Annotated in this window: 12 protein-coding genes and 1 tRNA gene; 8 read left to right on the top strand and 5 right to left on the bottom strand. The window is 49.9% G+C overall.

Translation table 11 applies throughout. The annotated features are described in order from the left end of the window. Window positions 1-136: 136 nt before the first annotated feature. The 4 genes from upp to ACMP1L_RS07160 all read right to left on the bottom strand — a co-directional run bounded on the left by upp (window position 137) and on the right by ACMP1L_RS07160 (window position 3,214). Window positions 137-766: a uracil phosphoribosyltransferase gene (upp, locus tag ACMP1L_RS07175; RefSeq protein ID WP_118732265.1), complete on the bottom strand. Its 630-nt coding sequence runs from the start codon at window positions 764-766 to the stop codon at window positions 137-139. A gap of 23 nt (window positions 767-789) precedes the next feature. Beyond that, window positions 790-1,638 (bottom strand): hypothetical protein, encoded by an 849-nt coding sequence (locus ACMP1L_RS07170; RefSeq protein WP_177303950.1) that lies wholly within the window; start codon window positions 1,636-1,638, stop codon window positions 790-792. A gap of 192 nt (window positions 1,639-1,830) precedes the next feature. Continuing rightward, window positions 1,831-1,913: transfer RNA gene (locus ACMP1L_RS07165), tRNA-Leu, on the bottom strand. A 104-nt stretch (window positions 1,914-2,017) separates the two neighbouring features. Beyond that, window positions 2,018-3,214, bottom strand: coding sequence for an LL-diaminopimelate aminotransferase (locus ACMP1L_RS07160; RefSeq protein WP_418452471.1), 1,197 nt, complete (start codon window positions 3,212-3,214; stop codon window positions 2,018-2,020). 252 nt (window positions 3,215-3,466) lie between these two features. Here ACMP1L_RS07160 and ACMP1L_RS07155 point away from each other — a divergent pair, with 252 nt between their 5' ends. The 8 genes from ACMP1L_RS07155 (at window position 3,467) to ACMP1L_RS07120 (ending at window position 11,520) form a co-directional block, all read left to right on the top strand. Next, complete coding sequence (locus ACMP1L_RS07155; protein ID WP_418452470.1) at window positions 3,467-3,808, top strand: zf-HC2 domain-containing protein; 342 nt, start codon at window positions 3,467-3,469, stop codon at window positions 3,806-3,808. A 43-nt stretch (window positions 3,809-3,851) separates the two neighbouring features. Beyond that, window positions 3,852-6,500, top strand: coding sequence for a DNA polymerase I (polA, locus tag ACMP1L_RS07150; protein ID WP_418452469.1), 2,649 nt, complete (start codon window positions 3,852-3,854; stop codon window positions 6,498-6,500). Window positions 6,501-6,670: 170 nt separating this feature from the next. Then, window positions 6,671-7,135 carry an SseB family protein gene (locus tag ACMP1L_RS07145; protein WP_177303947.1) on the top strand — a complete coding sequence of 155 codons (465 nt, stop codon included), beginning with the start codon at window positions 6,671-6,673 and terminating at the stop codon, window positions 7,133-7,135. A 1-nt stretch (window position 7,136) separates the two neighbouring features. Next, window positions 7,137-7,742: a dephospho-CoA kinase gene (coaE, locus tag ACMP1L_RS07140; protein ID WP_418452468.1), complete on the top strand. Its 606-nt coding sequence runs from the start codon at window positions 7,137-7,139 to the stop codon at window positions 7,740-7,742. Next, entirely contained in the window at window positions 7,739-8,536 is a 798-nt protein-coding gene (locus ACMP1L_RS07135) for an MBL fold metallo-hydrolase (protein WP_373243260.1), read from the top strand. The genes coaE and ACMP1L_RS07135 overlap by 4 nt, the downstream gene beginning before the upstream one ends. A 97-nt stretch (window positions 8,537-8,633) precedes the next feature. Continuing rightward, the gene (locus ACMP1L_RS07130) at window positions 8,634-8,906 is read left to right on the top strand and encodes an ACT domain-containing protein (protein WP_118732257.1); all 273 of its coding nucleotides are present in this window, start codon (window positions 8,634-8,636) and stop codon (window positions 8,904-8,906) included. 30 nt (window positions 8,907-8,936) lie between these two features. Further along, complete coding sequence (locus ACMP1L_RS07125) at window positions 8,937-10,301, top strand: PFL family protein (RefSeq protein ID WP_177303945.1); 1,365 nt, start codon at window positions 8,937-8,939, stop codon at window positions 10,299-10,301. A 25-nt stretch (window positions 10,302-10,326) separates the two neighbouring features. Continuing rightward, window positions 10,327-11,520: a class I SAM-dependent methyltransferase gene (locus tag ACMP1L_RS07120; RefSeq protein WP_418452466.1), complete on the top strand. Its 1,194-nt coding sequence runs from the start codon at window positions 10,327-10,329 to the stop codon at window positions 11,518-11,520. A gap of 15 nt (window positions 11,521-11,535) precedes the next feature. Here ACMP1L_RS07120 and ACMP1L_RS07115 read toward each other — a convergent pair whose 3' ends face one another. Continuing rightward, window positions 11,536-12,786: a nucleotidyltransferase gene (locus ACMP1L_RS07115; RefSeq protein WP_418452465.1), complete on the bottom strand. Its 1,251-nt coding sequence runs from the start codon at window positions 12,784-12,786 to the stop codon at window positions 11,536-11,538. Between the last annotated feature and the right edge of the window lie 26 nt (window positions 12,787-12,812).

Here is a 12,812-nt window from a genome sequence, read left to right as displayed (position 1 = left end):
CGTCCGAATGTGGCGGATGTTAATCCGACACAGGCGAACGCGTGTTAGCGAAAGCAAGCAAACAACGATATGTGAAAATAGAGGAAGGCGGTCTCTTTCACTTCCGGACCTTTATTCAGCTTTGTAACTCAAATTTTTATTTGGTTCCAAAGATTCGATCGCCTGCATCGCCCAGTCCCGGGCAGATGTAGGCGTTTTCGTTTAAGCAGCGGTCCAGATGTCCTACGTAGATCTGGATATCCGGGTGTGCTTCGTGCAGGCGCTTCAGTCCTTCCGGCGCTGCGATAATGGCCATAAATTTGATCTTCTTTCCGCCATGCTGCTTGATGAAATCCACGGCAGCCACGGCAGAGCCGCCGGTGGCCAGCATCGGGTCGGTGACAACGATGGTTCTCTGGTCGATCGGAGTTGGGAGCTTGCAGTAGTATTCGTGTGGTTCGTGGGTCTCCTCATCCCGGTACAGGCCGATGTGGCCGACCTTTGCGCTTGGTACCAGAGCCAGGATGCCGTTTACCATGCCAAGTCCGGCCCGCAGGATCGGGACAACAGCCAGTTTCTTTCCGGCAATCATTGGGGTCATGCAGGTTTCAATCGGAGTTTCCACCTCTACTTCCTCGGTGGGAAGATCGCGCAAAGCCTCATATCCCATGAGCATGGCGATTTCCTCAATTAGGGAGCGGAATTCATTGGTCCCGGTGTTTTTGTTGCGGAGAATGGAAATCTTGTGCTGGATCAGCGGGTGGTTGAAGATGGTTACGTTTTCCATAAGATAAAATCCTCATCTTTCTTTTATTTGTTTTCCGGAGTGTAGACAGCCAGAATATAGTCTCCCAGAGCGTGTGCTACCGGAAGGGAGAAATAGATAGAGCCTTCGTACTCATAGCTGAAACATTCCGGGAATGTTTCCTGGTAAGGAAAATCAGCGTTCTGGAAAAGTGCGGTATAGTAAGACTGATCGGACTCTTTCAGAAAGGTTTTTGCTGCGGCAGCGGTTTCGGCATCAGTTTCCGGGAAGGTACAGTCATCGGACAGTACATAGGAAGCCAGAGTGGCTGGATCGGCCAGATAAGAAAGACCGATATCAGAGCCGGAGCTTAAGCTTAGCGTGTTTGTGTAGAAGATAGCAGTTGGGTGTATGCCGCCGTCCGTCATAACATTGCCATCGTAGCGGACCGTGATACGGTTTTTTGTGGCGGAGAGGACTTTGCAGGTAATATTCAGGGTGTCTTTGGCTTCATCGATTTCCCAGGCTTTCAGGATGGAAAGGGCATTATCTTTCAGATGATCGTTGATTTCCGGTTTCACAGAGTTATCAGAAATGACCGGATATTGAATGGAAACATTACCATTCTGGTAGGTGTCTGTTTTAACGGACAGGGAAAGGGATGTGGCGGCACCTCCGGCGGAAGTTCCCTGGGACTGCGCGTTTTCAATGCCTGGTTCGATGGTGATGGATGAACTGGTTTCCGATTCCGCTGCGGTGGTGGAAACAGGAGCAGTCTGAACGGTACTTTCCGCAGCCTGGCTGCCGGACAGATCAATCTTATCGTGTTTCTTTTTGCACCCGGTGGCGAGACACGCTGTGCTGAGGGCCAGAAGGGTAACCGTCAGTGCGTATTTTGATTTCTTTGGTATCATAGTGTTCTCCTTCATGTCGAAAATAATGGAGTTTCTTTGTGTTCATTACATTATAGCGCAAAGTCGAGAAGAAATATAGATGGAGGAAAAGAAATAAGAATTTTGTAAAGAGAGTAAAGAAAACAGGAATAAAAAAGAAAGAGCCCCGAACCACTGAAATCAGTGATCCGAAGCTCTTGCCCCTGCCAAGGATGCCGGCAGCCGGACTCGAACCGGCACGAGGTTGCCCCCGTCAGATTTTGAGTCTGATGCGTCTGCCATTCCGCCACGCCGGCTTACTTACGCAAAGAATATTGTAGCATAAGTGACAGCGCTTTGCAAGGGATTTTTCCAATATTTGTGTCTATTGAATCTACAATTATTATAGAAACAATACAAATTAGAACAGATGCTCAAAACGTTTCATGGCTGCGATGGTATTTTCGTGGTTATTGAAGGAAGTCAGACGGAAGTAATTTTTACCGTTTTCGCCGAAGCCTGCGCCTGGCGTTCCGACAACCTGGGCGTTATTTAAGAGATAGTCAAAAAACTCCCAGGATTCCATGCCGTCCGGACACTCAAACCAGATGTAAGGAGAGTGTACGCCGCCGAAGAACCGGATGTTCCTGCGTGTTAAGGTGTCTGCGATGATGCGGGCGTTTTCCTGGTAATAGGCAATATTTTCGCGGCACTGTGCCATGCCTTCCTCAGTGAAGACTGCGGCAGCGCCCTTCTGGATGATATAGGAGGTTCCGTTGAATTTGGTGGATTGTCTTCGGTTCCACATAGCGTGCAGGGACATTTCCTGGCCGTTGGAGGCGGTAAAAACCAATTCTCTCGGAACTACGGTGTAGCCGCAGCGGGTTCCGGTGAAGCCTGCCGTCTTGGACAGGGAACAGAACTCAATGGCACATTTTTTTGCGCCTTCGATCGCGTAAATGCTGCGCGGAAGTTCCGGATCAGAGATGAATGCTTCGTAAGCGGAGTCAAAGAGGATGACTGCATGATTGTTCAGCGCATAGTCAACCCATTCTTTTAACTGTTCTTTATTGTAAACCGCACCGGTCGGGTTGTTCGGGGAGCAGAGATAGATGATATCTGCATGAACAGACGGATCCGGCATCGGAAGGAAGTTGTTCTCTGCGTTTCCGGATAAATAGGTAACCTTTTTTCCGTTCATGATATTGGAATCCACGTAAACAGGGTAAACCGGATCCGGAATCAGGATCACGTTGTCGTTGTCAAATAATTCGGAAATATTGCCGCTATCGCTCTTTGCGCCATCGGAGATAAAGATATCAGCCGCATCCACGGATACACCGTTGCGTGCATAGTAAGCGGAGATGGCATCGCGCAGGAATGCGTAGCCCTGCTCCGGACCGTAACCTTTGAAGGTTTCGGCGGAAGCCATGGCGTCCACACCTTCGTGCAGGCCTTTGATAGCGAGGTCTCCTAACGGGAGTGTGACATCGCCGATTCCAAGACGGATGATCTTAGCATCCGGATGCTCGGCCTCGTAGGCAGCAACACGGTGCGCAATTTCCGCAAAAAGATAGCTTTCTTTTAAATCCTGATAATGTTCGTTTAATTTGGGCATGTGGGGATCCTTCCTTTCGTATGACCGGACAAAATGGGGACCGGTATTCATAATGAAAGTAATTTTAACAAAGAATAAAAATCAAGTCAATCTGACGTAAAATAAATAAAGGAAGAAATTGAAAAATTAAGCAGAGTATTGTATGATGGTATGTATTCATGGGGACAGAAGTGAAGAAAATATTGTTCGGATGATGAAACATCTGTGAAAAGGTGTTGCGGAAGCGGCTTATGCAGAATCGGAGGTGAGAGGATGGCTTCATGCAGGGAAATTGAAAAAATGGTTATGCCTTATATTAACCACCAGCTGGATGAAGTGCAGCTGGAGCAGTTTTTGAAACACATAAAGAGCTGCTCTTCCTGCAGGGAAGAACTGGAAATCTATTATACCGTTTCGCTTGGCCTCCGGCAGCTGGACAGCGGAAGCGGAGTTTATGATATTGCCGGTTCCCTGGAAGAGAGCATGGAGAATGCCTGGCTCACAGTGCGCACAGCGCGGCTTCGCAGGGTGATCTGTTATGCAGCGGATACTCTGGATATTGCTTCTGTTCTGGTCATGCTTTTGATGCAGATCCGTATGTGGATCCTGGGCTGATCAGCAGAGCAGTGCAAAGTAACAAACAGGAAAAGGAGAAACCATGGGAAAACTGGTTTTAATAGATGGGCACAGCATTTTAAACCGCGCGTTTTACGGAGTGCCGGAACTGACAAACTCTGAGGGACTTCATACCAATGCGGTATATGGGTTCCTCAATATTATGTTTAAGATCCTTGAGGAAGAAAAGCCGGATCATCTGGCGGTGGCTTTTGATTTAAAAGAGCCGACGTTCCGCCACAAAATGTATGCGGACTACAAGGGAACCAGAAAACCGATGCCTGAGGAGCTGCGTGAGCAGGTACCGCTGATGAAAGAGGTGCTCGCTGCAATGGGCGTACCGATCCTGACTATGGCGGGCTATGAGGCAGATGATATTCTGGGGACCATCGCCAAGCGCTGTCAGGCAGAGGGTGAGGAGGTTTCCGTGGTATCGGGTGACCGGGACCTTTTACAGCTTGCAGATACCCACATCAAGATCCGGATCCCGAAGACCAGCCGCGGAACGACGGAGATCCATGACTACTATCCGGAGGATGTGAAACGGGAGTATCAGGTAACACCGACAGAGTTCATTGATGTCAAGGCGCTGATGGGTGATACTTCCGACAATATTCCGGGCGTTCCTTCCATTGGAGAGAAGACAGCCACAAATCTGATCGTGGCTTACGGAAGCATCGAGAATGCTTATGCGCATCTGGACGAGGTGAAGCCGCCCAGAGCGAAAAAAGCGCTGGAAGAGCATTACGATCTGGCGGTTATGAGCAAGGAACTGGCTGAAATCTGCATTACCTGTCCGATCCCTTTTGAATATGAAGAAGCAAAGCTTGAGAATCTTTACACGCCTGAGGCTTACCAGTATATGAAACGGCTGGAATTCAAGTCCATCCTGGCCCGCTTTGATGTACAGGACATGGGCGGTAACTCGGTGGAAGAGCATTTCTGGAGCGTGGAGGATCTTTCCGGCGCGGAACAGATCTTTGAAAAGGCAAAAACGGCAGAGCAGGTGGGCTGCCAGCTCATTCTTTCGGAGACCGGGGTTGCAGGTCTTGCCATCTGCATCGGTGAGGAAGCAATTTACACCATCCCGTCAGCAGGCTTTCTGACAGGAAGTTATCTGTGTGACCATCTGGAAGAACTGATCATGAAGCGTACTCCTGAGCAGGAACCGGTGGCTGTCCTGGATTTAAAATCCCAGCTGCCGTATCTGAATCTGGATTACGACAGTCCGGTTGTCGATATGGGCGTTGCAGGCTATCTGTTAAATCCGTTAAAGGACACCTATGAGTACGATGATCTTGCGCGGGATTATCTCGGCATGACGGTGCCCTCCGGAACGGACCTGCTGGGCAGGCAGAGCCTTGCAAAGGCTCTGGAAACAGAGACTCCGGAGGCGGTGACCTGTGGCTGCTATATGGCTTATGTGGCATACAAGGCCGCAGGCATCTTAAAAGAACGCCTGGAAAAAGAAGGCATGCTGAAGCTCTACATGGAGATGGAAATGCCGCTGATCTATAGCCTGTATCATATGGAGCAGGCCGGTATCCGGGTAGACAAGGAGCAGTTAAAGCTTTACGGAGAGCAGCTGGAAGAAAAAATCGTGACACTGGAACAGAAAATCTATGAGCTGGCCGGTGAAACATTCAACATTAATTCTCCGAAGCAGCTGGGAGAAATCCTGTTTGAGCGGATGCAGCTGCCCCACGGAAAGAAGACAAAGACCGGTTATTCCACTGCGGCGGATGTGCTGGAGAAGCTGGCGCCGGATTATCCGGTGGTTCAGATGATCCTGGATTATCGTCAGCTGACCAAGCTGAATTCCACCTATGCCCAGGGACTGGCCGGCTTTATCCGGGAAGACGGACGTATTCACGGAAAATTCAATCAGACCATCACGGCTACGGGGCGTATCAGCAGCACTGAGCCAAACCTGCAGAACATTCCGGTGCGCATGGAGCTTGGGCGTGCTATCCGCAAGGTATTCGTACCGGAGGATGGCTATGTGTTCGTGGATGCAGACTATTCCCAGATCGAGCTTCGTATTCTGGCGCATATGTCCGGCGATGAACGCCTGATCAGTGCCTATCGGGATGCCCAGGATATTCACGCGATCACGGCTTCGGAGGTGTTCCACACGCCGCTTGATGAGGTGACACCGCTGCAGCGGCGCAATGCCAAGGCAGTTAACTTCGGTATCGTGTACGGCATCAGTGCATTTGGACTGAGTGAGGACTTAAGCATCAGCCGGAAGGAAGCGCTGGAGTATATCAATAAATATTTTGAGACGTATCCGGGTGTGAAGCGCTTTCTGGATGAACAGGTACAGATTGGTAAAGAACAGGGCTGCGTTACCACCATGTACGGACGAAAACGTCCGATCCCGGAACTGAAATCCGGAAATTTCATGCAGCGTTCCTTTGGTGAGCGTGTAGCCATGAATTCCCCAATTCAGGGAACGGCGGCAGATATTATGAAGCTGGCCATGATCGCGGTAGACCGGGAACTGCGGGAAAAGCATCTGCGCTCCCGCATAGTCCTTCAGGTCCACGATGAACTTCTGGTGGAGACCCACAGGGACGAAACAGAGCAGGTGGTACAGATCTTAACCGACAGGATGAAGCATGCCGCAGATCTGAAGGTGTCTCTTGAGGTAGAAGCCCATACCGGAGACAACTGGCTAGACGCAAAATAAAATGTGTGTTATAATGTGACGAGCGCAAGTGAGCTGGAAGCGTGCTTGCACGGTTACAGCGAACGGCGAGGAAAAAGAGTGACGAAGTCACGAGCCGGACGAGCGCAAGTGAGCTGGAAGCGTGCTTGCACGGTTACAGCGAACGGCGAGAAGAAAAGAGAGGTTTTTCTATGAATAAATCAAATCAGAGTTCTGAGAGTGTTAAGAATCCGAAGCTGGTAGCAGCACTTCAGGAAGTATTAAAGCATGACGACTTTATCACACGCAGCCAGATGGCAGCAGCACTGATGGAGGCACGTCTTCTTTCTCCGATCCAGAAGCAGACGGTTCTGACTGAGAAAAAGGGTCCCTCTACCTGGATCCGTTTCGAGAGCATCACCAACACGGAAGGCGAGAAATATTATCTTGCATTTACCGATATGGATGAGTATTCCAAATGGAATGAAGATGGAAGCCATGACCAGGCGCTGATCATGACCATGGAGGATTTTGGCAATATTCTGATCCGTCAGGTTAATGACTTAAAGGGATTTGTGATCAATCCTTACGGGGAAAATATCAGCATCTCCAAGCAGCTTCTCCTGTCCTTATTACAGCAGCATGAAACTAAAATGAGAGAGAAGATGGGCAACTAATATGATGGTACTTGGCCTCACCGGCGGAGTAGGAGCCGGTAAAAGCCGGATCCTTGAACTGTTTTCTGAGGAATACGGTGCGCAGGTGATCCAGGCAGATCTTGTGGCCCGGCAGCTGGAAGAGCCCGGGCAGCCGGGGCTTACCGGACTGGTAAGCCTGTTTGGAAACGGTATCCTGCAGGCAGATGGTACGCTGGACCGCAAACGGTTTGCGGAGCAGATCTTTGAAAACCCGGAGGCACTCAGACGGGTCAACGCCCTGATCCATCCACTCACATGGAATGAGATCAAACGCCAGATCCGCGAAAGCAGTGCGGAACTGGTTGTCGTGGAGGCGGCGCTTTTCGATGAGCGCAGCCGGGAAGTCTGCCGGTATCTGCTGTATGTAGATACGAAGGATGAGATCCGTATTCAGCGGCTGATGGCAAACCGCGGGTATACCAGGGAAAAATGCATTCATATCATGCAGAACCAGGCAGACCGGAAACAGTTTTCCGAATTGGCGGATTTTGTCATCGATAACAGCGGCACGGTGGAATCTGCGGAAATTCAGATCCGTCAGATTCTTGAAAACATCGGCTGGAAACATAAAGGAAACAACCAATGAGATTAGTAAGCATTGCCAGCGGCAGCAGCGGAAACTGCATTTATGTAGGCTCCGATCAATCCCATATTCTGGTGGACGCCGGAATAAGCAATAAGCGTATAGAACAGGGCCTGAATGATATCGGACTCAAGGGCGCGGAGCTGGACGGAGTGGTCATTACCCATGAGCATTCCGACCACATCAAGGGCCTTGGCGTTCTTGCGAGAAAGCATCATGTGCCGATCTACGGAACAGAGGAAACTCTGAAGGAAATAGCTGCCAATACGAGGCTTGGGGAGTATCCGAAAGAACTTCTGCATCCGATACTTCCGGATGTGGATTTTCAGATAGGAGATCTTACCCTGGAACCTTTTTCCATCCATCACGACGCGGCCAATCCGGTAGCTTACCGGGTGAGCCATGAGCGTAAAAGTGTAGCGGTGGCAACGGATATGGGACATTACGATCAGTATGTCATCGATCATCTAAAGGATCTGGATGCGCTTTTACTGGAGGCGAATCATGATGTCAACATGCTGGAGACAGGACCGTATCCATATTATCTGAAACGCCGTATTTTAGGGGATCATGGACATTTGTCCAATGAGAATGCGGGGCGGCTTTTAAATTATATTCTGAATGATAAGTTAAAATATGTGTTACTGGGTCATCTGAGCAAAGAGAACAACTATGAGGCACTTGCCTATGAGACGGTCCGCTTTGAGATTGACCAGGGGGATACTCCATATAAGGCGAAGGATTTTCCGATCGAAGTTGCAAAACGGGATGAGATGTCACAGATCATCCATCTGTAAAAGAACCTGTTTCATTAAGCAATAACTCCGGCAGGGTGTCAAAGCACCCGGGCCGGAATTATCATATTATACTTTCATATAAACGGAGGATAGCCACATGAGCAAGGTAATTATCACAGTTGTAGGAAAAGACACCGTAGGTATTATCGCTAAGGTATGTACATACCTGGCAGAAAAACAGGTGAACATTTTGGATATTTCCCAGACCATTGTACAGGATTATTTTAACATGATGATGATTGCGGACATGGAGCATGCAACCGGATCTTTTGGCGAAATAGCAACCGAGCTGGAGAAAGTTGGTGAAGAGATCGGCGTGGCCATCAAGTGCCAGCGTGAGGAAATTTTCACCAAGATGCATCGTATTTAGTCAAAAGACAGGAGAAAAGAGGATACAGCCATGTTGAATATGTTTGAAGTAATTGAAACCAACAATATGATCGAACATGAGAAGCTGGATGTTCGTACCATTACCATGGGCATCAGTCTTCTGGACTGCTGCGACGATGATCTGCAGGCTTTGAATGAGAAAATCTACAAAAAAATTACCACTTATGCAAAGAATCTGGTATCCACCGGAGAAGAGATCGCAAGAGACTTTGGTGTGCCGATCGTAAACAAGCGTATTTCGGTTACTCCGATCGCGCTGGTAGGCGGCTGTGCCTGCAAAGCGCCGGAGGATTTTGTGACGATTGCAAAAACTCTGGATAAGGCAGCAAAGGAAGTGGGTGTAAACTTTATCGGCGGTTATTCTGCGCTGGTTTCCAAGGGTATGACTCCGGCAGAGGAAAATCTGATCCGCTCCATCCCGCAGGCGCTGGCTGAGACTGAGCGTGTGTGCAGCTCCATCAATGTTGGCTCCACCAAGACCGGACTCAATATGGATGCAGTCCGTCTTATGGGTGAGATCGTTAAAGAAACGGCAGAGGCCACAAAGCAAGATGATTCCCTGGGCTGTGCAAAGCTTGTAGTATTCTGCAATGCACCGGACGATAACCCGTTCATGGCAGGCGCGTTCCATGGCGTGACGGAAGCAGACGCTATCATCAATGTAGGCGTCAGCGGTCCTGGCGTTGTTAAGGTAGCACTGGAAAAGGCCCGGGGTGAGAACTTTGAAGTGCTCTGCGAGACCATCAAAAAAACTGCCTTCAAGATTACCCGTGTGGGCCAGCTGGTTGCCCAGGAGGCATCCAGACGTCTTGGCGTACCGTTTGGCATTATTGATCTGTCTCTGGCTCCGACCCCGGCTGTTGGTGACAGCGTGGCAGAGATTCTGGAGGAGATTGGCCTGGAGCGCGTGGGTGCGCCGGGAACGACTGCAGCCCTGGCTATGCTGAACGATCAGGTGAAAAAAGGTGGTGTTATGGCATCTTCCTATGTAGGTGGTCTGAGCGGTGCATTCATTCCGGTCAGTGAGGATCAGGGCATGATCGATGCGGTTACGCTTGGTGCGCTGACCATCGAAAAGCTGGAAGCTATGACCTGTGTCTGCTCTGTAGGTCTTGATATGATCGCAATTCCGGGAGATACTCCGGCAACCACGATTTCCGGCATCATCGCAGATGAAGCGGCTATCGGTATGATCAACCAGAAGACTACGGCAGTCCGTTTGATCCCTGTGATCGGAAAGACAGTAGGCGATACCGTTGAGTTTGGCGGTCTGCTTGGCTATGCGCCGGTTATGCCGGTCAATCAGTATTCCTGTGAGAAATTTGTGACCCGCGGCGGCCGCATCCCGGCTCCGATCCACAGCTTTAAGAACTAAGCAGGCAGAAATCAAAAGAGAGATTATGGCAAAAGAAACGTTAGCGTCCATGCTGGACGATTTTATCAATGAACAGCTGGATCAGATTGTATTAAGTAATCCGGCTGAAAAAGATCATCTGTTGAAAGTGAAAGTGCGCCCCATGCTCATGAAGGGCGCGCTGGTTTTTCAGGCAGAAGAATTTACAAGAACTCAGGCATTTCATAAGAACATGAGTGCGGAAGAACTGAAGGTCTACCTGACGGATCAGCTTTCCGGCAGCTTCAAACAGGCAGAGGTGTTGTCAGAGCTTGGAAGTGCCACGGTTTTAGTCAGTAAAAAGGGCACGACCACGGTGAAAACCAGAAGACATGGACCTGCAAAGATCCAGGCAGCAAAAACAGACGGTCAGTTTTCGGAAGAACTGCAGGAAAAGCTGCAGCATAACCGCCAGAAACGTTACGTGATTCCGGAGGGGCATGCGGTCCCGTTCCTGGTAGATCTTGGCGTGCAGACCCCGGATGGAAAGGTAATAAAAAGCCGTTACGACAAATTTCGACAGATCAACCGTTTTCTGGAATTTATTGAGGATATCCTGCCGAAGCTGGATAAGAACCGGAAAAATGTGATCATTGATTTTGGCTGCGGCAAGTCGTATCTGACGTTCGCCATGTATTATTATCTGCATGAGATGAAAGGGTATCCGATCCGCATTATCGGACTGGATCTAAAGAAGGATGTCATCAGCCGCTGCCAAAAGCTTGCAGAGCAGTATGGATACGACAAACTTCAATTTTACCATGGCGATATTGCGTCCTATGAGGGCGTGGATCATGTGGATATGATTGTAACACTCCATGCCTGCGATACCGCAACGGATTACGCATTGGCGAAGGCTGTGTGCTGGGGCGCGAAAGTCATTCTGTCTGTACCATGCTGCCAGCATGAGCTGAATAAGCAGATGAAGAATGATCTGCTGGAGCCGGTGCTGCATTATGGCCTGATCAAAGAACGGATGGCTGCGCTGTATACCGACGCGCTGCGTGCAGAGCTTCTGGAACAGCAGGGCTACCGTACCCAGATCCTGGAGTTTATCGACATGGAGCATACTCCGAAAAATATTCTTCTGCGTGCTGTGTATGAGGGCAGGCCGAAGCATAATGAGAATGAGATCCGGGAGATCCTGGATTTTTTACAGATTAATCCTACGTTATATGAATTACTGGGTCAGAAAAAATAAAACAATCCGTCATGGTCACAGGACTATGACGGATTTTGTATATTCATTGCGCATCAGTCTTCCGTGGGATGCCAGAAGAGATTGATAAATATGGGATACATAAAAATCGGTTTCCAGAACCTTCATGGCTTCCGGGGAAAGCAGTTTTTTGGCATCTGCCGTTTTTGTGATCAGTGGGATACGGCTCTGCCTGCGCAGGTGGGAGAGCAGCGGACCTGCTGATTTTTTAAAACCCAGGATCCGGGCATAAGGCGCATAGCCAAGGCTTTTGGCCTGGCTGCTCTGCTCTTTTGTAATGTCGAGGAGCAGGTGCAGAAGAGCCCGGCTGATTCTGGTGTAAGTATATCCTTTTGTCTTCAGCTGCATGATCTGTTCACTGAAGGGAGCAAAATGGAGAACCTGCCGGGTGAGCCTTGCGGCAAGATCGAAGGAAAAGTCCAAAAAGCGGTTGAGGTCTTCTTCCCTGTGAACGGCGGAAAGAAGCCGAAATTGCAGGAGCTCTGAGAGATCGTCCGGAAATACCGGCTTTGCAAGAGCGCCTTCCTTCAGCAGTGCATCAAAGGCGGCCGGAGGGATCTGCATGCGCAGTGTCTCCAGAGATGCCAAAACGGCAGACTGGCTTAGGAGCAGCCGGATCGCAGATGCCGAGGCGTAGGGACCGGAGAATTCTGTGTCATGATATCCGCAGCCTCTGCGACGGATGGTAACCGGGATCATGGAGCTTTCCTGCTGTTTCAGTGCTTTGAGATACTCCACGGCGAGGATGTTGTTTGGTGTTGCCAGCAGTGTGGAAAGCCCGGGGTCTCCGGTGAGCTCTGCCACGGCGAGGCTTCTGGCAGACGGGTAGGTTTCGCCCTGCTTCAGATAGGTCTGCAGTAGGGACTGCCATATTGCGGATTCTTCGCTGAGAATCTCCGCAGCCTTCTGCAGATGAGAGAGATTTCCGGATTCACTTCCAAAGCATAAAAAATCGGTTCCGAGGCTGCTTAGCAATGACACGCCGCAGGCAGCAAAATCCTCTGCGCTGGAGGTGGCAAACAGTGCGGGAAGCTCCACGACCAGATCTGCACCGCCGCACAGTGCCATGCGGGTACGCGTGTATTTATCGAAGATGGCCGGTTCTCCGCGCTGGACAAAGTCTCCGCTCATGGCGACAATGACAAAGTCTGCGCCGGTCTGACGGCGGATTTCTTCAATCTGATACTGATGGCCGTTATGAAACGGATTATATTCGGCAATGATGCCGGCGGTTTTGATCTGATCCATGTGGAAATGTCCCTTCTGCTCAATGT

Source organism: Ventrimonas sp. (assembly GCF_048380235.1).
Lineage (GTDB): Bacteria > Bacillota > Clostridia > Lachnospirales > Lachnospiraceae > Brotaphodocola.
This window is presented reverse-complemented; position numbering and strand designations above follow the sequence as displayed.

What these genes read in the sequence shown, in the direction of transcription:
- ACMP1L_RS07125 (WP_177303945.1), top strand. Translation starts at nt 8,937, where the DNA reads ATGTTGAATATGTTTGAAGTAATTGAAACCAACAATATGATCGAACAT.
- polA (WP_418452469.1), top strand. Translation starts at nt 3,852, where the DNA reads ATGGGAAAACTGGTTTTAATAGATGGGCACAGCATTTTAAACCGCGCG.
- coaE (WP_418452468.1), top strand. Translation starts at nt 7,137, where the DNA reads ATGATGGTACTTGGCCTCACCGGCGGAGTAGGAGCCGGTAAAAGCCGG.
- ACMP1L_RS07160 (WP_418452471.1), bottom strand. Translation starts at nt 3,214, where the DNA reads ATGCCCAAATTAAACGAACATTATCAGGATTTAAAAGAAAGCTATCTT.
- ACMP1L_RS07130 (WP_118732257.1), top strand. Translation starts at nt 8,634, where the DNA reads ATGAGCAAGGTAATTATCACAGTTGTAGGAAAAGACACCGTAGGTATT.
- ACMP1L_RS07115 (WP_418452465.1), bottom strand. Translation starts at nt 12,786, where the DNA reads ATGGATCAGATCAAAACCGCCGGCATCATTGCCGAATATAATCCGTTT.
- ACMP1L_RS07155 (WP_418452470.1), top strand. Translation starts at nt 3,467, where the DNA reads ATGGCTTCATGCAGGGAAATTGAAAAAATGGTTATGCCTTATATTAAC.
- ACMP1L_RS07135 (WP_373243260.1), top strand. Translation starts at nt 7,739, where the DNA reads ATGAGATTAGTAAGCATTGCCAGCGGCAGCAGCGGAAACTGCATTTAT.
- ACMP1L_RS07145 (WP_177303947.1), top strand. Translation starts at nt 6,671, where the DNA reads ATGAATAAATCAAATCAGAGTTCTGAGAGTGTTAAGAATCCGAAGCTG.
- upp (WP_118732265.1), bottom strand. Translation starts at nt 766, where the DNA reads ATGGAAAACGTAACCATCTTCAACCACCCGCTGATCCAGCACAAGATT.
- ACMP1L_RS07170 (WP_177303950.1), bottom strand. Translation starts at nt 1,638, where the DNA reads ATGATACCAAAGAAATCAAAATACGCACTGACGGTTACCCTTCTGGCC.
- ACMP1L_RS07120 (WP_418452466.1), top strand. Translation starts at nt 10,327, where the DNA reads ATGGCAAAAGAAACGTTAGCGTCCATGCTGGACGATTTTATCAATGAA.